Genomic DNA, 18593 nt, shown 5'->3' on the forward strand with positions numbered 1-18593 from the left:
TCACCCATCGGGATTGTTGGAAGCACGAGATGGGCCCGGGCCACCCAGAATGCCCCGAAAGGCTCGATGCCATCGAAGACCGCTTGCTGGTCACCGGGGTGGGCGATGCGCTGGAGCGCTACGAGGCCCCCGAGGCCTCGCTGGCCGACATCGAGCTGGCGCATGGCCGCATGCACATCGCGGCGCTGCGGGGCCTGTCCGACCGGCTCAACGAAGAGCTGATGGCGGGCGGCCCGAGCTACGCGCAGATCGACACCGACACCTCCATCAACGCCCACACCTGGAAGGCGTCGCTGCGCGCCGCGGGTGCCGCGCTGGCCGCCACCGATGCGGTGATGGCCGGCGAGGTCGAGAACGCGTTTTGCTCCGTGCGTCCGCCCGGGCACCATGCGTGCCGCGACAAGGCCATGGGTTTTTGCTTCTTCAACAACGTGGCGGTGGCCGCCAAATATGCGCTGCAGCGCTACAACCTGCAGCGCGTGGCGGTGGTGGACTTCGATGTGCACCACGGCAATGGCACCGAGGACATCCTGGCGGGCGACCCGCGCGCGCTGATGGTCAGCATCTTCCAGCACCCGTTCTACCCGTACAGCGGCGACCAGGACCCGGCCCCCAACATGGTCAACGTGCCCGTGCCGGCGTACACCCGTGGCATGGACATCCGCGAGATCATCGAGATGATGTGGATGCCGCGCCTGGAGGCCTTCAAGCCCGAGATGATCTTCGTCTCCGCCGGCTTCGACGGCCACCGCGAGGACGACATGGGCCAGCTGGGCCTGACCGAGCAGGACTACGCCTGGATCACCCAGCGGGTCAAGGACGTGGCGCGGCGCTATTCCCAGGGCCGCATCGTGTCGTGCCTGGAGGGCGGCTATGTGATGGGGCCGCTGGCGCGCAGTGTGGAGGCGCATTTGCGCGTCCTGGCTGATCTTTGACTCCCCCTGAGCCGCCTGCGGCGTCTTCCCCCTGAGGGGGACGCCACCCGTGGCCTGGCGAAGCCAGTTCCACGGTGGCACTGGCCTCATGCGCGCCTGTTTCAAACGCCCCTCGCATTGCTGTGCACAGGAGAAACAACATGACGATTCCGAATTCTGACGAGCTGCTGCTGATCACCCGTGATACGCGCGGTGTGATCACCCTCACTTTGAACGACCCTGCACGCTTCAATGCGTTGGGCTCTGAAATGCTGACAGCCCTGCAACAGGCGCTGGACGAAGCGCACCGCGACGAATCTGTGCGCGTGGTGGTGCTGGCCGCAGCGGGCAAGGCCTTCTGTGCCGGGCACAACCTCAAGGACATGGCGGCGAACCCGGAGCTGGCGTACTACCAGAAGCTGTTTGCGCAATGCAGCCGCATGATGCTCACCATCCACAAGCTGCCCGTGCCCGTGGTCGCCAGGGTGCAGGGCATGGCGACGGCGGCGGGCTGCCAGCTGGTGGCGCAGTGCGACCTGGCCGTGTCGGCCGACAGCGCGAGTTTTGCCACCAGCGGCATCCACTACGGCCTGTTCTGCGCGACGCCCAGCGTGCCGCTGGTGCGCAATGTGCCAGCCAAGCGGGCGATGGAAATGTTGCTCACCGGCGATTTCATCGATGCCCCCACCGCGCTGGCACAGGGCCTGGTGAACCGCGTGGTGCCCGCCGATGCGCTGGACGCCGAGGTGGAGATGCTGGTGCAGTCCATCCTGCAAAAGCCCCGCGTGGCCGTGGCCATGGGCAAGGCGCTGGTGTACCAGCAGCGCGAGCTGGGCATGGATGCCGCCTACCAGCTGGCGGGCCAGGCCATGGCCACCAACATGATGGACGAGGCCGCGCAGGAGGGCGCGCGCGCCTTTGCGGAAAAACGCCAGCCCCGCTGGAAGCGCTGAGGATCGCCACGATGGACAAGCCGATGCTCGACGATGTGGGCCTGTGGGTGCAGTCCTTCCTCAGCCCGACGGTGCTGGTGGAGCTGGCGGCCTTGGCGGGGTGCGTCGCCCTGGCCTGGGGCCTGGTCTCGCTGCTGCAGCGGGGCCTGCACCGGGGCGATCCACGCTCCATTCTGTTTGGCACCCGCATCGTGGATGGCGCGCTGTTTCCGCTGGTGCTGCTGAGCCTGGCCTATGTGGCGCGCACGCTGCTGCACCACTGGGTGGCGCTGGCCGCCTTCAAGCTGGCGATCCCGGTGCTGGTGGCGCTGGTGGTGATCCGCATTGGCGTGAAGGTGCTGCAGGTGGCATACCCGGACGCTGCCTGGGTGCGGCCCATCGAACGCTCCATCTCCTGGCTGGCCTGGCTGGGCATGGTGCTCTGGGTCACGGGACTGCTGCCGCTGGTGCTGGAGGAGCTGGACCAGATCCATTGGAAGGTAGGGGGCGCGACGCTGTCGGTGCGCACCATCATCGAAGGCGCGCTGACCGCCGGTGCGGTGCTGCTCATCGCGCTGTGGATCTCCGCCGCCATCGAGTCGCGCCTTCTGCGCTCGGCCACGGGGGCGGAACTGTCGCTGCGCAAGGCGGTGAGCAATGCCGTGCGGGCGCTGTTGATCTTCGTCGGGCTCATCATGGCGCTGTCGGCCGTGGGCATCGACCTGACGGCGCTGTCGGTGCTGGGTGGTGCCGTGGGCGTGGGCATCGGCTTTGGCCTGCAGAAGCTGGCGTCCAACTACGTGAGCGGGTTCGTCATCCTGGCCGAGCGCAGCATGCGCATCGGCGACAACGTGCGCGTCGACAATTTCGAAGGCCGCATCACCAACATCAATGCGCGCTACACCGTGGTGCGTTCGTCCACGGGGCGCGAGTCCATCGTGCCCAATGAAATGCTGATCACCCAGCGGGTGGAAAACCTGTCATTGGCCGACCCCCGCGTGTGGCTGTCGACCGTGGTGAGCGTGGCCTACGAAAGCGATGTGGACCTGGTGACCCGGCTTCTCGCGGACGCCGCGCTGGCCAGCAGCCGGGTGCTGCGCGATCCCGCCCCCAGCGTGGCCCTCTCGGCGTTTGGGGCCGACGGGCTGGAGTTCACGGTCGGCTTCTGGATCGCCGACCCCGAGAACGGCTCACTGGGCCTGCGCTCGGAGATCAACCGCGCCATCCTGAGCGCCTTGCGCGCCCACCAGATCGAGATTCCCTACCCCCAGCGGGTCATGCACGTGCAGGTCGAAGGGGGGCTGGCGGCGGCTCTGTCACCCGGCGCGCCAGCGGCGCCTGGGGCTGCCACCGCGCGGTGACCGGGCCCCGGGGGCCGCGAACGGGGGTGCCGCATGCGACAGCAGACTCTAGACAGGCGCCCGGTGCACTCGCCTATAATCGATAAAAAGCACGATCGTTCTTTTTTTGGAATCGTGAGGTCTGTGTTCCGGCCCCGTAGCGCTTTCGTTGCAGTGCGGCATAGAATGTTCTAGTTTACGTAAACGTCAATTCAACCAACTCTATCTAGGAGCCGCAGCAATGAAGGTCTTGGTCCCTGTCAAGCGCGTGGTGGACTACAACGTGAAGGTCCGCGTGAAGTCGGACAACACGGGTGTGGACATCGCCAACGTGAAGATGAGCATGAACCCCTTTGACGAAATCGCCGTCGAAGAGGCCGTGCGCCTGAAAGAAAAAGGCCTGGTGACCGAAGTCATCGCTGTCTCGTGTGGCGTGGCCCAGTGCCAGGAAACCCTGCGCACCGCCATGGCCATCGGCGCCGACCGCGCCATCCTGGTGGAAACCGACGTCGAGTTGCAGCCTCTCGCCGTGGCCAAGATCCTGAAGGCCCTGGTGGACAAGGAGCAGCCCGGCCTTGTGATCCTGGGCAAGCAAGCCATCGACGACGACGCCAACCAGACCGGCCAGATGCTGGCGGCCCTGGCCGACCTGCCCCAGGCGACCTTCGCCAGCAAGGTCGAACTGTCGGCCGACAAGGTCAGCGTGACGCGTGAAGTGGACGGCGGCCTGGAAACCCTGGCCTTGACCCTTCCAGCGGTCATCACGACCGACCTGCGCCTGAACGAGCCCCGCTACGTCACCTTGCCCAACATCATGAAGGCCAAGAAGAAGCAGCTCGATACCGTCAAGCCCGAAGACCTCGGCGTGGACGTGGCTCCGCGCCTGAAGACCCTGAAGGTCACCGAGCCCGCCAAGCGTGGCGCGGGCGTGAAGGTGGCCGACGTGGCCGCCCTGGTCGAGAAACTCAAGAACGAAGCGAAGGTGATCTAAATGTCGGTACTCGTTATTGCTGAACACGACAACGCGTCCATCAAGGGCGCCACCCTGAACACCGTGACCGCCGCCGTGGCCTGCGGTGGCGACGTGCACGTGCTGGTCGCCGGCCACAATGCAGGCGCTGCCGCTGCCGCCGCGGGCCAGATCGCTGGCGTCGCCAAGGTCATCCATGCTGACGCGCCCGGCCTGGAACACGGCCTGGCAGAAAACGTCGCCGCGCAAGTCCTGGCCATCGCCTCGAACTACAGCCACATCCTGTTCCCCGCCACCGCCAGCGGCAAGAACGTGGCGCCCCGCGTGGCCGCCAAGCTCGACGTGGCCCAGATCAGCGACATCACCAAGGTGGTCGCCGCCGACACCTTCGAGCGCCCCATCTACGCGGGCAACGCCATCGCCACCGTGCAAAGCGCCGACAGCGTGAAGATCATCACCGTGCGCACCACCGGCTTTGACGCCGCAGCCGCCACCGGTGGCTCGGCCGCCGTCGAAACCGCTGCTGCTACCGCTGATGCAGGCAAGAGCAGCTTCGTGGGCAGCGAGATCGCCAAGAGCGACCGCCCCGAACTGACCGCCGCCAAGATCATCGTCTCCGGTGGCCGGGCGCTGGGCAGCAAGGAAAAGTTCGACGAAGTGATGACCCCGCTGGCCGACAAGCTGGGCGCGGCCCTGGGCGCCAGCCGCGCCGCGGTGGACGCGGGCTACGCCCCGAACGACTGGCAAGTGGGCCAGACCGGCAAGATCGTGGCGCCGCAGCTGTACATCGCCGCCGGCATCTCGGGAGCGATCCAGCATTTGGCGGGCATGAAGGACTCCAAGGTGATCGTGGCGATCAACAAGGACCCCGAGGCACCGATCTTCAGCGTGGCCGACTATGGCCTGGAAGCCGACCTGTTCACGGCGGTGCCAGAGCTGGTCAAGGCCCTGTAAGAACGCCCCTGTGCATACAAAGGCATCGCTTGCGATGCCTTTTTTTTGACGAAATTTCCCGGAGACATCCATGAGTTACACCGCACCCCTCAAGGACATGCTGTTCGCCATCGAGCACCTGGCCAACATTGAACAGATCGCCCAGATCCCCGGCTTTGAAGACGCAGGGCTGGACACGGCCGCCGCCGTGCTGGAAGAGTGCGCCAAGTTCAATGAAGGGGTGCTGTCTCCGCTCAATTTCGAAGGCGACAAAAACCCATCGAGCTGGAAGGACGGTGTCGTCACCACCACCCCCGGCTTCAAGGAAGCCTTCCGCCAGTACGGCGAAGGCGGCTGGCAGGGGTTGCAGCATCCGGCCGACTTTGGTGGCCAGGGCCTGCCCAAGACCATCGGCGCGGCCTGCATCGAGATGACCAACAGCGCCAACATGAGCTTCGCGCTGTGCCCGCTGCTCACCGACGGCGCCATCGAGGCGCTGCTCACCGCGGGCAGTGACGAGCTCAAGGCCACCTACCTTGAAAAGCTGGTCACCGGCGAATGGACTGGCACCATGAACCTGACCGAACCCCAGGCGGGCTCGGACCTGGCCCTGGTGCGCACGCGTGCCGAACCCCAGCCCGACGGCACCTACAAGATCTTCGGCACCAAGATCTTCATCACCTATGGTGAACACGACATGGCCGAGAACATCGTGCACCTGGTGCTGGCACGGGTGGCGGGCGCGCCCGATGGCGTGAAGGGCATCAGCCTGTTCGTGGTGCCCAAATTCATGGTCAACCAGGACGGCAGCCTGGGCGCGCGCAACGACGCCCATTGCGTGAGCATCGAGCACAAGCTGGGCATCAAGGCATCGCCCACGGCGGTGCTGCAGTTCGGCGACCACGGCGGCGCCGTGGGCTACCTGGTGGGGCAGGAAAACCGGGGCCTCGAATACATGTTCATCATGATGAACGCAGCCCGCTACGCCGTGGGCATGCAGGGCATCGCGATCTCCGAGCGCGCCTACCAGAAGGCCGTTCAGTACGCCAAGGACCGCGTGCAAAGCCGCCCCGTGGACGGCAGCATCAACGCCAGCGCCGCCATCATTCACCACCCTGACGTCAAGCGCATGCTCATGACCATGCGCGCCACCGTGGAGGGCTGCCGCGCCATGGCCACCGTGGCCGCTGCCGCGTTCGACGCAGCCCACCACCACCCCGATGCCGAGACGCGCAAGCAGAACCAGGCCTTCTACGAATTCATGGTTCCGCTGGTCAAGGGCTACAGCACCGAGACCAGCCTGGAGGTGACCAGCCTGGGCGTGCAAGTGCATGGCGGCATGGGTTTCATCGAAGAAACCGGCGCCGCGCAGTACTACCGCGACGCCAAGATCCTGACCATCTACGAAGGCACCACCGCCATCCAGGCGAATGACCTCGTGGGCCGCAAGACGGCACGCGATGGGGGCCAGGTGGCCAAGGGCATCGCCGCGCAGATCGAGACCACCGAAGGCGAGCTGCTGGCCAGCGGCACCCCGGCCGCACTGGCCGTGGCCAGGCGCCTGACGGCCGCGCGCAAGGCGCTGCTCGACGTGATCGACTTCGTGGCCGGTGGCACCAAGGCCCAGCCCAACGCCGTGTTCGCGGGCAGCGTGCCCTACCTGATGCTGGCAGGCAACGTGGTGGCGGGCTGGCAGCTGGCGCGCAGCCTGCTGGTGGCGCAGGACCTGTTGCACAAGGGACAGGACGCAGCCTTCATGCGCGCAAAAATCACCACGGCCCAGTTCTATGCCGAGCACATCCTGGTGAAGGCACCGGGGCTGCGCGACAGCATCGTGGACGGCGCCGCCAGCGTGACCGAACTGGCGCTGGACGCCTTTTGAAGGTTGAGCGTGTTGTGAGGAGACTGACTGCCCGCAGAGCGGGCAGCTCATTGATATAAAAATGATAGCTGCTAGCGCTTGATGAATAAGCGCTAGAGCCCTATTTCATCCAAAAACCTGTTCAGGAAGTTGTCGCCATGTCCAAACTGCCTCCCGTGTTGCAAAACCTGTCGCTCCCCGTCATCGGCTCGCCGCTGTTCATCATCAGCAACCCCAAGCTCGTGATCGAGCAGTGCAAGGCGGGTGTGGTGGGCTCCATGCCCGCGCTCAATGCCCGCCCCGCCGAACTGCTCGATGAATGGCTGGCCGAGATCACCGAGACCCTGGCGGCCTACAACAAGGCCCATCCCGACAAGCCCGCCGCGCCCTTCGCCATCAACCAGATCGTGCACAAGAGCAATGACCGGCTGGAGCACGACATGCAGGTGTGCGCCAAGTACAAGGTGCCGATCATCATCACCAGCCTGGGCGCGCGCGAGGACGTGAACCAGGCCGTGCACGCCTGGGGCGGCGTGGTGCTGCACGACATCATCAACAACAAGTTTGCGCACAAGGCGATTGAAAAGGGCGCCGACGGCCTGATCGCCGTGGCCGCCGGTGCGGGTGGCCATGCGGGCGTGAAGAGCCCGTTTGCGCTGATCCAGGAGATCCGCCAGTGGTTCGACGGCCCCATCGCGCTCAGCGGCTCCATCGCCAGCGGCGACGCGGTGCTGGCGGCGCAGGCCATGGGCGCGGACTTCGGCTACATCGGCTCGGCCTTCATCGCCACGCACGAGGCCCGCGCCAGCGATGACTACAAGATGGCCATCGTGGAAGGCAGCTCGGACGACATCGTCTACAGCAACCTGTTCACCGGCGTGCACGGCAACTACCTGGCGCCGTCGATCCGCGCGGCGGGCATGGACCCCGACAACCTGCCCGAATCGGACCCGAGCAAGATGAACTTCGGCGGCGACGCGAAGAAGGCCTGGAAGGACATCTGGGGCTGCGGCCAGGGGATTGGCGCGATCAATGCGGTGACCAGCACCGCCGAGCTGGTGGCCCGGCTGCGCGCGGAGTATGAGGCTGCCCGGGCGCGCCTGAAGCTCTGATCCCCGGCGAGGCCTGCCTTGTGCGCCCGCAGCGTGCCATGCGCTGCGGGCGCAGCCGTTTGTGCAGCCCCGTGGGGCGGGTGTGGGCTGGTCGCGACAGGGCAAACCCTCAATGGACGGCAGCGCATGCCGTGGACAATGATGATGATTAATAACCAGATGGGTGCCGCGTCGTGTGGCGCCGTCCGTCATCGTCGCGGGGAAGGTGCCATGCTTCGTTCATGTTTGCTGGGGCTGATGCTGGCCCTCTGTGCCAGCCAGGGGGCGCACGCCCGCAATGAGGGCGTGACCGGCGACGAGATCCGCCTGGGCGCGTCCGCCGTGCTCTCCGGGCCGCTCGGCGCTCAGACCGCGCAGTATGGGGAAGGGTCGCGGCTGATGTTCGACGCCGTGAACGCGCAGGGTGGCGTGCACGGCCGCATGATCCGCTACACCACGCTGGACGACGGCTTCGACACCCAGAAAGCCGTGGAGAACACGCGCCAGCTGCTGGAGAACGACAAGGTCTTCATGATCTACAACAGCACGGGCACGGCGCAGACGGCGGCCATCCTGCCCCTGGTCAAGGAACACCGCACGCTGCTGTTCGGGCCGGTCACGGGGGCCTCGGCGTTTCGGGAAACCTTGAATCCCTATGTCTTTCACGTGCGGGCCGGCTACGCCAGCGAGGCCGGCAAGATCGTCTCGCAGCTGCGCCACCAGGGCATCAGCCGCGTGGCGGTGTTCTACCAGGACGACGGCCTGGGCAAGACGCTGCTGGCCGAGCTCAAGAAAGCCTCCGAGGAGGAAAAGCTCGCCTTCGTCGCCGAGATCAAGGTCGACCCCAAGCAGCCCGACTTCGCGGCCGCCGCGCAGGCCACCGACAAGGCACAGCCCCAGGCCGTCATCGTGGCGACGGCGGGCACCACGTTCACCAGCTACATCAAGGCGGTGCAGTCCACGGCGGCGCGGCCCGCGTACTACGGGTTTTCCGTGGCCAGCATGGACGTGATCCACCGCGAGCTCAAGGACAAGGCGCGCGGCATCATCCTGGCGCAGATCATGCCCTCGCTGCGCAGCACCACGGTGCCCGTGGTGGCCGAGTACCTGGCCCTTCTGCGCGCCAAGTCACCAAGCGCCCAGCCGTCGGCCTCGCAGTTCGAGGGCTTCGTGCACGCCCGGCTGCTGGTGGAGGGCCTGCGCCGCACCGGGCGCAACCTGAGCACGGAGTCCTTCATCAAGACCATGGAGGATGCGGGCGATATCTCGTTCGGGCGCTTCAACGTCAAGTATTCGCCCAGGAGCCACAACGGCTCCACCTATGTGGAGCTGGCCATCGTGGATGCCGAGGGCAGCTTGCGGTATTGATCCCATATCTGGGGCGCAGCGCGCCCGCCTCCAGGGGGAAGCCGCCCGTGCTGCGGGCGGGCCACGGCGCCCTGGCAGCGGGCCTGGGCGCGTGTCACAGCCCGTAGGTCAGCTCCCGCGCCTTGCCCCAGAACACCCGGTACATGAAGACCGTGTAGACGATGATGGCCGGCAGCGTGATGGCCACCCCGATGCCGATCACCGCGAGGGACTCCGGTGCGCTGGCGGCTTGCCACACCGTGAGGCGGTCGATCACGATGTACGGATAGATGCTGTAGGCCAGCCCGAAGAAGGCCAGCACGAAGATCAGCACCGTGGCCGCGAACACGATCCAGCCATAGCCCGCCTCGACCACGCGGGGCGTGGCCAGCACGTGGCGGATGGCGAAGAAGGCGGCCACGCAGGCCAGCGGTATCGGCAGCAGGGCGAACAGTTCGGGCAGCACGAACCACTTGGCGAACACCGTGTGGCTGACCAGCGGCGTGGCCAGCGAGATGCCCATGAGCGCAAACCCCATGGGCCACAGGGCCCCCTGGCCCCAGCGGGCAGCCTTGCGCTGCAATGCGCCGTCGGTTTTCATGAGAAGCCAGCCGGCGCCGAGCATGGCGTAGGCCGCGGGCAGGGTGATGGCGATGCCCGTGGAAAACAGCAGGCCCCAGGTGTCGTTCTGGAAGCCGGTGACATAGGCGCCCAGCATCCAGCCCTGGGCCAGGGTGGTGACCAGCGAGCCCGCGGCAAACAGGCGGTTCCAGGCCGTCTTGTGCGAATCGCGGGCCTTCACGCGGAAGTCGAACGCCACCCCCCGCAGGATCAGGCCCACCAGCATCACGGCCACGGGCAGGTACAGGGCGGACAGCACCACGCCGTGGGCCATCGGAAAGCAGATCAGCAGCACGCCCACCCCCAGCACCAGCCAGGTTTCATTGGCGTCCCAGAACGGGCCGATGCTCGACACCATGACGTCCTTTTCCGCATCGCTCGCGAAGGGCAGCAGGATGCCCACCCCGAGGTCATAGCCGTCCAGGATCACGTAGGCGAGCAGCGCCAGGCCCATGATGGCCATGAACGCCAGGGGCAGGGTGTGGGCCAGGGTCATTTCCATGGTGTCCTCCTTACAGCGGATGGGGTGGCGCGGCGGGCGGCGCCACGGCGGGAACCGGCATGGCCGAGTGCTCCGCCATGTACTTGATCACCCCGATGTAGGCCGCGAGCAGCAGCACGTACACGGTGAGGTAGGCGGCCAGGGTGGAGGCCACCATCGCCGGAGGATGCGCCGCCACGGCGTCGGCGGTCTTGAACAGGCCATAGACCAGGTAGGGCTGGCGGCCGATCTCGGTCACGTACCAGCCGGCCAGGGTGGCCATCCAGCCGGAGAACGTCATGCCCACCAGCGCGTACAGCATGGGCCGGGGCAGGGTGGCCAGGTCGTGCCTGCGGCGGCGGTACAGCACGACAGCACCCGCCCAGGCGACCGCGAGCATCAGCATGCCCACGCCGACCATCACGCGGAACGCCCAGAACACCGGCGCCACGGGGGGATGGGCGCCAGCAAACTCGTTCAGGCCCTTGAGCTCGGCATCGATGTCGTGCGCCAGGATCAGGCTCGCCGCCTTGGGGATCTGGAGGGCGTAGTCGGTGCGGCCTTCCTTTTCGTTGGGCAGCCCGAATAGCGTGAGGGGCGCGCCCCGCTCGGTGTGCCAGATGCCTTCGATCGCCGCGATCTTCGCGGGCTGGTGCTCCAGCGTGTTCAGGCCGTGCATGTCGCCCATGAGGATCTGCAGCGGGATCGCCATGGCGACGGCGGCGACGGCGGTGCGCAGGGCCTTGCGGGTGCCTTCGGTGGCCGTGCCCTTGACGAGCTGCCAGGCGCTCACCCCGGCGATGAGAAAGCCCGCGGTCAGGGCTGACGCCAGCAGCTTGTGGCCCAGCCGGTAGGGGAAGGAGGGGTTGAAGACGATCGCCAGCCAGTCCACCGCGTGGAACTTGCCGTCGATGATTTCGTAGCCCACGGGGGTCTGCATCCAGGAATTCAGGCTCAGGATCCAGAACGCCGACAGCGTGGTGCCAAACGCCACCATGAGTGTCGCGACGAGGTGCATGCGCTCGGACACGCGGCCCCGGCCGAACAGCATGATGCCCAGGAAGGTGGCCTCCAGGAAAAAGGCCGTGAGCACCTCGTAGCCCAGCAGGGGCCCGGCGATGTTGCCCACGTGCTCCATGTAGCCCGGCCAGTTGGTGCCGAACTGAAAGCTCATCGTGATGCCCGAGACCACGCCCATGGCAAAGGTCAGCGCGAACACCTTGGTCCAGAAATAGTAGGCCTGCTCCCAGCCCGGCGCGGCCGGTGTGCCGCGCGTGGCCGAGTGGCGCAAGCGGAAGAACACCAGGAACCAGCACAGCGCGATGGTGATGGTGGGAAACAGGATGTGAAAGCTGATGTTGGCGGCGAACTGGATCCGCGACAGCATGAAGGTGTCCATGGTTTCAGGCTCCCTGGTGGTTGCTCTTGCCCTTGGCGGGGCCGCCCTTGCCGGTCAGCCGGTCCTTGAATTCGAGCACGCGGGTGACGGCGGTGCCCATGCCCATGAGCTGCATCGCCGTCTCGGGCGCGAGGCGCTGCACGTCGTCGAACCAGGTCATGAGCCGGTCGATCAGTTCGTGCATGTCGCGCATGCGCTCCTGGGCATGGCGCTCTTCGTCCGATCCGGGCTCCTCGAGCAGCGCCATGCGCAGCATCGACAGCGTGGGCTCGATCTCGCGGCGGCGGCGCTCCTCGGCCAGCACGCGAAAAATCTCCCACACGTCCTTGGGCGCCTCGAAGTACTCGCGCCGGTCGCCGGGCTGGTGGCTCAGCTTGACCAGGCGCCAGGCCTGCAGCTCCTTGAGGCCCATGCTCACGTTGGAGCGCGAGAACTCCAGCGTCTCGGCGATCTCGTCCGCGTTGAGCGGGCGCGGCGACAGGAAGATGAGCGCATACATCTGGCCCACGGTGCGGTTGATCCCCCACCGGCTGCCCATCTCGCCAAAGTGGGCGACGAACTGGCGGTTCAGGGGTGGCAGATGATTGATGTAGGTCATGGACACCGATTGTGCCTCATTTCCTGAATTTTCAGTAAATACTGAAAATTCAGGAAATTGTGGACTGCAGGGCTGGGTTATCCGGCAAGACACCTGGGCGACCAGCATCGAATCCGAAGGACGGCGACAATAGAGGGTTTTGGGCTGTGTTCCTGTAGGCGCACGGCTTGCCCACTACCTGCCGCAGCATGTCCTCTTCCCTTTCCCGCACGCCCGTCATCGACATGGCCAAAGGCCTGGCATGCATCGCTATCGTCTGGCACCACCTGGCCTTCTACGGGCCCATGTCGGACATCGCGCAGCCCCTGGCCCCGGGGCTCATCGCCTGGCTGTACGACTACGGCCGCATGGCGGTGCAGGTGTTCCTGGTGATCGGCGGCTACCTGGCCGCCGCCAGCCTGGCGCCGCAGGGCGTGCCGCGCTTCGACCACGCAGGCCACGCGATCGCCAGGCGTTTCGTGCGGCTGGTGGTGCCCTATGCCGTGGCGCTGCTGCTGACGGTGGTGGTGGCCGCGCTGGTGCGGCCGTGGATGGAGCACGCTTCCGTGCCGGACGAGCCCACCCTGGCGCAGCTGCTGGCCAACGCGCTGCTGCTGCAGGACATCGTCGGCGAGAGCGCGCTTTCCGCAGGCGTCTGGTACGTGGCCATCGACTTTCAGCTGTTCGCGGTGAGCGTGCTGGCATGGGCCGGAGCGCGCGCGTTGCCTGGCGCCTGGGCTCGGCGGCATGCGGCGCGGCTGGCGCAGGGCGCGATCGTGGCGGGCGTGGCCCTGTCGCTGTGGGTGTTCAACCGCATGCCCGAGCTGGACATGTGGGCCGTGTATTTCTTCGGCGCGTACGGGCTGGGCATGCTGGCCTACTGGGCCGTGCGGGCGCGCCAGGCGTGGGGCTGGCTCGCCGCGATGGTGCTGCTCGGGGGCGTTGCGCTGGCCATTGACCACCGTGGCCGCATCCTGGTGGCCCTGGCGACGGCGCTGTGCCTGGTGGCCGCCCTGCGCTCGGAAGGCGTGCGGTCATGGCGCGGGGTGGGGCCGCTGGTGCAGCTCGGGCAGATGTCGTACTCGGTGTTCCTGGTGCACTTCGCGGTGTGCCTGCTCGTGAACGCGGTGGTCAGCCACCTGTGGCCTGCATCGCCGGTGCCCAACGCGCTGGGCATGCTGCTGGCGTTCGTGCTGTCGCTGGCGGCGGGGCGGCAGCTGTATCTGCGCGTGGAGCGCCACGTGCCCTCCTGGACCACGGCCTTGCGCTGGCAGATGGGGCTGGTGGGGGCGGGCATGCTGGTGGCGGTATCCAGCAACTGGGCATGAGGCAGGAACAGGTTCTGAGGGCCGCAGCAAACCCCTGAGGTGCCGCGCGGCGGCACCTGGCGCAATCAGCCTCGCAGCTTGCGTTCCCGGCGCTTGCGCTGGCGGTCGAGGAACCAGGCCATGAAGGGCAGGATCAGCATCGATCCAGGAATCACCCAGATGAAAAGGTAGGGGCTGACGGAAGACGCCGACCGCATCACATCGCGCAGGTGCGTGCGTTCGTCGGCGGTCCAGTTGCCCTGGCGGCGCTGCTGCACCAGCCACACCACCGAGCCCTTCATCGTGGCCATCTCGCGCTTGAGGCGGCTCTTCTCGCGGCTGTTGCCGGCCAGGAACGAGCAGAACCATTCCGGCGCGCGCTCCATCCGCCTTTGAAAGGCGACGGTCGAGTCCGGGTCGAACGTTTCGATGAGCGGGTTGTCGGGGGGTGGAGGCGGGCTGGTCATGGCGGATGCCATTGTCACTGCATGTGGCGGTGGCACCAAGCGTGGTGCCGCCAGGCGACGTTTCGTCGCGCGGTCAGCGGTGGAGTTCGCCCGCGCTTTCGGGCTGGTACAGGAGGTCCTTCACCCGCACCGTCATCGACTTGCCGCCCGGGCCGGGCCAGGCGAGTTCGTCGCCCACGGACAGGCCCAGCAGGGCGCTGCCCACGGGCGCGAAAATCGAGATCCGGTCCGCGCTGCCGTCCATGTCGCGGGGGTAGACGAGCGTCAGGCAGAACTCCTTTCCCGTCTCCAGGATCGAGAACTGCACGGTGGAGTTCATCGTGACCACGTGCGGCGGGATTTCTTCCGGGGCCACCACGTCGGCGCGGTCCAGCTCCGCCTGCAGTTCGGCCTTGCCCGGAAAGACGCTGGCCGGAATGGCTGCCAGAAGGGCCTCGATGCGGTCAACGTCCAGGGACGACAGGATGATCTGGGGCTTGCGCGCCATGGCGGTACCTCGGTGGTGTGTTGCAAAGCGCGGGACTGTAGACCATCGCCAATCTCGCACTGCCGCGCACGGTCATTCGGGGCGGCCCCACGGCGGCCCGCCCGTTTCCCCCGGTGGGGACGGCGCTGGGGGCCCGGAGGGTCAATCCCCCTGGATGTTGCGCGCCTTGATCAGCGCTCCAAACCGTGTGCTGTCGATGGATGCACGGGCGTTGAAGTCGGCCGGGGACATCGGTGCGGGAACGCCTCCGAGTGCCGCGATGCGCTCCCTCACGGCCGGTGTGGCCAGCACCTTGTTGATCTCGCGGTTCAGGCGGCTGACCACCTCGGGCGGCGTGCCAGCCGGGGCGTAGAAGCCGAACCAGGTATCGGCATCGAAGCCCTTGAGGCCCACCTCTTCGAGCGTGGGCACGTCCGGGAACAGCGGCGAGCGCCTGGAGCTGCCCACCGCCAGCAGCTTGAGCTTTCCCGCCTTCACGTGCTGCAGGCCGATGCCGGGGTCGAACATGAAGTCCACCTGCCCGCCCAGCAGGTCCTGCATGGCGGGGGCCGCGCCGCGATAGGGCACATGCACCGCGAACACGTTGGCCTGGGCCTTGAGCATCTCGGCCGCCAGGTGCGGCGAGCTGCCGTTGCCCGGCGTGCCGAAGGTCAGCTTGCCGGGGTTGGCCTTGAGGTACTTCAGGAACTCCTGGATGTTGTTGACCGGCAGCGTGGGCCGGACCTCCAGGAACACCAGCACCCGCGCCGCGGCGGCCACCGGGACCAGGTCCTTGGCGGGGTCGAACGGCATCTTGGGGTACAGGTGCGGGTTGACCGACACCATGCCGCCCGAGCTCATGAGCAGGGTGTAGCCGTCCGCCGGCGACTTGGCCACGGCTTCACCGCCGATGTTGCCGCCGGCGCCGCCCCGGTTCTCCACCACCACGGGCTGCCCGAGCGCGGCCTGCAGCGGCACCGTGACCGCGCGGGCGATCTGGTCCGCCGCGCCGCCCGCCGGGAAATTGACCACCACCTTGATGGGTTTGCCGGGCCAGGTGTCGGCGCGTGCCGCGGCGGGCAGCAGCAGCAGGCTGGACGCGGCGCCGGCCAGGGCTAGCGCGCCCAGCAGGCGGCGCGTGGTGCGAGGGGGAAATGAATGCATGCTTGTCTCCAGGTGTGGCCCGGGCGTGCCGGGTCTTGTGTGCTTCTTTTGCGGGGTGAAACCAAGGGATGGCGGGGCTCGCCGTGGCGGTCGTGTCAGGCCACGTCCACCTCCACCAGGATGGCGCGCGGATGGGCCAGCGCCGTGCGCAGCACGTCCGGCAGCTCGCTGGCGTCGCTCACGCGCACGGCATCGCAGCCCTGGCCCCGGGCCAGCGCCAGGAAGTCCAGGTCCGGCAGGTCGGTGCCCTCCAGCTTGTCACCCTCGTGGAAGCCGAAGGTGGGCGCGAACTCCTGCAGCGCCGCGTACCGGCGGTTCTTGAGGATGATGAACGTGATGGGTAGCTCGAGCTGCGCGGCGCTCCACAGCGCCTGGATGGAGTACATCGCCGAACCATCGCCGATGAGGCCGATGACCTTGCGGTCGGGCCTGGCCAGCGCCACGCCCACGGCGGCGGGCAGGCCGTAGCCCAGGCCGCCGCTGCACATGGTGTAGAAGGTCTCGCTCTGCAGGATGGGCAGGTAGGCGTGCATGGCCGCGCGGGAGCTGGGGGCTTCCTCCACCACGATGGAGGCCGCTTCGCGCACCTCGGCCAGCGTTTGCATCACATAGGGCACGCTCATCAGGGCGGAGGGCTCCGCGCGCGGCCGTGCGGCGCGCGCGGGGGGAAGGTCGCGCCCGGCGGGCGCGGGGCGTGCGAGCAGATCCTGCACGCCCAGGCGCACGCTGCCCACGGCCGAGGTGCCCTCGGGCGTCCAGGCGGCCGTGCCGGGGTCGTCGATCAGCTGCACCAGATGCGCGCCGGGGGGCACGTGCGGCCCGAAGCCTTCGACGTGGTAGGTGAACGCGGCGGCGCCGAGCGCAAAGACCAGGTCATGGCCGCCGAGCAGCGACACGATCTTCTCGCGCATGGCCGGCAGCACGCCCGCGAACAGGCGGTGGTCCTGCGGAAAGCCGCAGCGGCCGGACATGGGGGCGATCCATACGGCGGCGCTGTGCCGCTCGGCCAGGGCCAGCACGTCGTCCCAGGCGCGGTCGCGGTCCACGGCGGCGCCCACCACGAACACGGGGCGCCGCGAGGCGTCCAGTGCGTCGCCGATGGCCTGCAGCACGCGGGGCTCGGGGCGCGACCCGGTGCTCACGGTGCGGGCCTGCAGCGGCTCGCAGGGCTTGTCCCAGTCGTCCGCGGGGATGGACACCAGCACCGGCCCGCGCGGCTGCTGCATGGCGATGTAGTAGGCGCGCGCGATGGCCAGCGGCACGTCCTCGGCGCGGGCGGGCTCGATGCTCCATTTCACATAGGGCTTGGGCAGCTCGGTGGCTTGGCCCGAAAACAGGAACGGGTCGAACGGCAGGATGGACCGCGCCTGCTGGCCGGCCGTGATGACCATGGGCGTGCGGTTCTTGTGCGCCGTGAAGATGTTGCCCATCGCATGGCCCACGCCGGCCGCCGAATGCAGGTTCACGAAGGCGGCGTTGTGGCTCGCCTGCGCATAGCCATCGGCCATGCCCACCACCACGGATTCCTGCAGGCCCAGGATGTAGCGGAAGTCGCTGGGGAAGTCGAGGAACAGCGGCAGCTCCGTGGAGCCGGGGTTGCCGAAGATGGTGTTGATCTCGAAGCCGCGCAGCAGGTCGAGCACCACCTCGCGCACCGTGGGGCGGCTGGAGGGGGCGGGCGCGGCAGGGGCCGTGTTCTTGGGGAGAGCCTGGAGCATGGGGCGTGGCGGTGCTGAAGAGGAAGGCCTTGATCTTCGGCGGGCATGCGTCATCCATCAATACAATGAAACGACTAAGCGGTATTCATCCAATGCATATCAAGGACATCGACCTCAATCTGCTGCGGCTGTTCGACGCGGTCTACCGCACGCGCAACGTGAGCCGGGCCGCCGAACTGCTGGACCTCACCCAGCCCGCCGCCAGCCAGGCGCTGACGCGGCTGCGCCTGCTGATCAAGGACCCGTTGTTCGTGCGCGCGGGCGGCGGCGTGGAGCCCACGCCCAAGGCCGACCGGCTGGCCGATGCGGTGCGCGGCGCGCTCGGACTGCTGGAGGAGGCGCTCAACGAGTCCGCGCTGTTCGACCCGGCGAATTCGCGCAAGGTGTTCCGCATCCACATGAGCGACATCGGCGAAGGCCGCTTTCTGCCGGACCTGATGGTGGCGCTGCGGCGCGAGGCACCCGGCGTGCGGCTGGAGACGCTGCCCGTGCCGCGCAGCGAGATCGCGCAGCGGCTGGACAGCGGGCGCATCGACTTCGCCTTTGGTTTCCTGCCGACGGTGAAGGACACGCAGCGCGTGGAGCTCATCCAGGACCGCTACGTGGTGCTCCTGCGCGCCGGCCACCCCTTTGCCGCGCGAAGGCGCGCCGGGGCCGGCCTGCTCAAGGACCTGCGGCAGCTGGAGTTCGTGGCCGTGCGCACGCATTCGGACACGCTGCGGATCCTGGAGATGCTGCAGCTCGAAGACCGCCTGCGCCTGACCACCGAGCACTTCATGGTGCTGCCCGCCATCGTGCGGGCCACGGACCTCGCGGTGGTGATGCCGCGCAACATCGCGCGCACCTTCGCGGCCGATGGGGGCTACACCCTCATCGAGCCGCCCTTGCCGCTGCGGGATTTCACGGTGTCGCTGCACTGGAGCCGCCGGTTCGAGAGCGATCCGGGCAACCAGTGGCTGCGGGGGGTGATCGAAAGGCTCTTCCGCGAGTAGGGTGTGGCGGGGG

At 67.5% G+C, this 18593-nt stretch carries 17 protein-coding genes; 10 read left to right on the forward strand and 7 right to left on the reverse strand.

Features of this window, described 5'->3' with window-relative positions; genetic code table 11:
* Positions 1-29 precede the first annotated feature (29 nt).
* The 8 genes from AC1RVY_RS07545 to AC1RVY_RS07580 all read left to right on the forward strand — a co-directional run bounded on the left by AC1RVY_RS07545 (position 30) and on the right by AC1RVY_RS07580 (position 9409).
* Entirely contained in the window at positions 30-935 is a 906-nt protein-coding gene (locus AC1RVY_RS07545) for a histone deacetylase family protein (RefSeq protein WP_255591329.1), read from the forward strand.
* A gap of 140 nt (positions 936-1075) precedes the next feature.
* Complete coding sequence (locus AC1RVY_RS07550) at positions 1076-1867, forward strand: enoyl-CoA hydratase (RefSeq protein WP_218340659.1); 792 nt, start codon at positions 1076-1078, stop codon at positions 1865-1867.
* Between the two features lie 11 nt (positions 1868-1878).
* Positions 1879-3207, forward strand: a complete 1329-nt coding sequence (locus tag AC1RVY_RS07555) for a mechanosensitive ion channel family protein (RefSeq protein WP_218293909.1) — start codon at positions 1879-1881, stop codon at positions 3205-3207.
* Between the two features lie 220 nt (positions 3208-3427).
* Positions 3428-4177, forward strand: a complete 750-nt coding sequence (locus tag AC1RVY_RS07560; RefSeq protein WP_218293910.1) for an electron transfer flavoprotein subunit beta/FixA family protein — start codon at positions 3428-3430, stop codon at positions 4175-4177.
* On the forward strand, positions 4178-5110 hold the full coding sequence (locus AC1RVY_RS07565) for an electron transfer flavoprotein subunit alpha/FixB family protein (RefSeq protein WP_218293911.1): 933 nt from the start codon (positions 4178-4180) through the stop codon (positions 5108-5110).
* 70 nt (positions 5111-5180) lie between these two features.
* A complete protein-coding gene (locus AC1RVY_RS07570; protein ID WP_218293912.1) occupies positions 5181-6971 on the forward strand; it encodes an acyl-CoA dehydrogenase in 1791 nt (596 codons plus the stop codon).
* A 137-nt stretch (positions 6972-7108) separates the two neighbouring features.
* Positions 7109-8062, forward strand: coding sequence for an NAD(P)H-dependent flavin oxidoreductase (locus tag AC1RVY_RS07575; protein ID WP_218293913.1), 954 nt, complete (start codon positions 7109-7111; stop codon positions 8060-8062).
* Between the two features lie 210 nt (positions 8063-8272).
* On the forward strand, positions 8273-9409 hold the full coding sequence (locus AC1RVY_RS07580) for an ABC transporter substrate-binding protein (RefSeq protein WP_218293914.1): 1137 nt from the start codon (positions 8273-8275) through the stop codon (positions 9407-9409).
* A 94-nt stretch (positions 9410-9503) separates the two neighbouring features.
* Here the strand turns inward: AC1RVY_RS07580 and AC1RVY_RS07585 are convergent, their stop codons facing one another.
* Genes AC1RVY_RS07585 through AC1RVY_RS07595 form a run of 3 tightly spaced genes read right to left on the reverse strand, consistent with a single transcriptional unit; the run spans position 9504 to position 12487 of the window.
* Positions 9504-10505, reverse strand: coding sequence for a cytochrome d ubiquinol oxidase subunit II (locus tag AC1RVY_RS07585; RefSeq protein WP_370628452.1), 1002 nt, complete (start codon positions 10503-10505; stop codon positions 9504-9506).
* 16 nt (positions 10506-10521) lie between these two features.
* A complete protein-coding gene (locus AC1RVY_RS07590) occupies positions 10522-11889 on the reverse strand; it encodes a cytochrome ubiquinol oxidase subunit I (RefSeq protein ID WP_492806053.1) in 1368 nt (455 codons plus the stop codon).
* 4 nt (positions 11890-11893) lie between these two features.
* Positions 11894-12487, reverse strand: a complete 594-nt coding sequence (locus tag AC1RVY_RS07595; RefSeq protein WP_369641917.1) for a GbsR/MarR family transcriptional regulator — start codon at positions 12485-12487, stop codon at positions 11894-11896.
* A gap of 188 nt (positions 12488-12675) precedes the next feature.
* Here AC1RVY_RS07595 and AC1RVY_RS07600 point away from each other — a divergent pair, with 188 nt between their 5' ends.
* A complete protein-coding gene (locus AC1RVY_RS07600) occupies positions 12676-13794 on the forward strand; it encodes an acyltransferase family protein (RefSeq protein ID WP_369641918.1) in 1119 nt (372 codons plus the stop codon).
* A gap of 65 nt (positions 13795-13859) precedes the next feature.
* On the opposite strand, the gene AC1RVY_RS07605 is transcribed toward AC1RVY_RS07600, so the two are convergent.
* The 4 genes from AC1RVY_RS07605 to mdlC form a co-directional block, all read right to left on the reverse strand.
* A complete protein-coding gene (locus AC1RVY_RS07605) occupies positions 13860-14240 on the reverse strand; it encodes a hypothetical protein (RefSeq protein ID WP_218293919.1) in 381 nt (126 codons plus the stop codon).
* A 73-nt stretch (positions 14241-14313) separates the two neighbouring features.
* Positions 14314-14727 carry a nucleoside diphosphate kinase regulator gene (rnk, locus tag AC1RVY_RS07610; protein WP_218293920.1) on the reverse strand — a complete coding sequence of 138 codons (414 nt, stop codon included), beginning with the start codon at positions 14725-14727 and terminating at the stop codon, positions 14314-14316.
* Positions 14728-14868: 141 nt separating this feature from the next.
* Complete coding sequence (locus AC1RVY_RS07615; RefSeq protein WP_492254888.1) at positions 14869-15870, reverse strand: Bug family tripartite tricarboxylate transporter substrate binding protein; 1002 nt, start codon at positions 15868-15870, stop codon at positions 14869-14871.
* A gap of 95 nt (positions 15871-15965) precedes the next feature.
* Positions 15966-17588 (reverse strand): benzoylformate decarboxylase, encoded by a 1623-nt coding sequence (mdlC, locus tag AC1RVY_RS07620; protein WP_492254889.1) that lies wholly within the window; start codon positions 17586-17588, stop codon positions 15966-15968.
* A gap of 92 nt (positions 17589-17680) precedes the next feature.
* Here mdlC and AC1RVY_RS07625 point away from each other — a divergent pair, with 92 nt between their 5' ends.
* The gene (locus tag AC1RVY_RS07625) at positions 17681-18580 is read left to right on the forward strand and encodes a LysR family transcriptional regulator (protein ID WP_218340667.1); all 900 of its coding nucleotides are present in this window, start codon (positions 17681-17683) and stop codon (positions 18578-18580) included.
* The last annotated feature ends 13 nt before the right edge of the window (positions 18581-18593 follow it).

The sequence above is a fragment of the Acidovorax sp. GW821-FHT11A03 genome (genome assembly GCF_058809075.1).

Excerpts from the sequence above, each read along its gene's own strand:
- AC1RVY_RS07600 (WP_369641918.1), top strand. The coding sequence starts at position 12,676 with ATGTCCTCTTCCCTTTCCCGCACGCCCGTCATCGACATGGCCAAAGGC.
- AC1RVY_RS07590 (WP_492806053.1), bottom strand. The coding sequence starts at position 11,889 with ATGGACACCTTCATGCTGTCGCGGATCCAGTTCGCCGCCAACATCAGC.
- AC1RVY_RS07555 (WP_218293909.1), top strand. The coding sequence starts at position 1,879 with ATGGACAAGCCGATGCTCGACGATGTGGGCCTGTGGGTGCAGTCCTTC.
- AC1RVY_RS07580 (WP_218293914.1), top strand. The coding sequence starts at position 8,273 with ATGCTTCGTTCATGTTTGCTGGGGCTGATGCTGGCCCTCTGTGCCAGC.
- rnk (WP_218293920.1), bottom strand. The coding sequence starts at position 14,727 with ATGGCGCGCAAGCCCCAGATCATCCTGTCGTCCCTGGACGTTGACCGC.
- AC1RVY_RS07545 (WP_255591329.1), top strand. The coding sequence starts at position 30 with ATGGGCCCGGGCCACCCAGAATGCCCCGAAAGGCTCGATGCCATCGAA.
- AC1RVY_RS07625 (WP_218340667.1), top strand. The coding sequence starts at position 17,681 with ATGCATATCAAGGACATCGACCTCAATCTGCTGCGGCTGTTCGACGCG.
- AC1RVY_RS07615 (WP_492254888.1), bottom strand. The coding sequence starts at position 15,870 with ATGCATTCATTTCCCCCTCGCACCACGCGCCGCCTGCTGGGCGCGCTA.
- AC1RVY_RS07575 (WP_218293913.1), top strand. The coding sequence starts at position 7,109 with ATGTCCAAACTGCCTCCCGTGTTGCAAAACCTGTCGCTCCCCGTCATC.
- AC1RVY_RS07605 (WP_218293919.1), bottom strand. The coding sequence starts at position 14,240 with ATGACCAGCCCGCCTCCACCCCCCGACAACCCGCTCATCGAAACGTTC.
- AC1RVY_RS07565 (WP_218293911.1), top strand. The coding sequence starts at position 4,178 with ATGTCGGTACTCGTTATTGCTGAACACGACAACGCGTCCATCAAGGGC.
- AC1RVY_RS07595 (WP_369641917.1), bottom strand. The coding sequence starts at position 12,487 with ATGACCTACATCAATCATCTGCCACCCCTGAACCGCCAGTTCGTCGCC.
- AC1RVY_RS07550 (WP_218340659.1), top strand. The coding sequence starts at position 1,076 with ATGACGATTCCGAATTCTGACGAGCTGCTGCTGATCACCCGTGATACG.
- AC1RVY_RS07560 (WP_218293910.1), top strand. The coding sequence starts at position 3,428 with ATGAAGGTCTTGGTCCCTGTCAAGCGCGTGGTGGACTACAACGTGAAG.
- AC1RVY_RS07570 (WP_218293912.1), top strand. The coding sequence starts at position 5,181 with ATGAGTTACACCGCACCCCTCAAGGACATGCTGTTCGCCATCGAGCAC.
- mdlC (WP_492254889.1), bottom strand. The coding sequence starts at position 17,588 with ATGCTCCAGGCTCTCCCCAAGAACACGGCCCCTGCCGCGCCCGCCCCC.
- AC1RVY_RS07585 (WP_370628452.1), bottom strand. The coding sequence starts at position 10,505 with ATGACCCTGGCCCACACCCTGCCCCTGGCGTTCATGGCCATCATGGGC.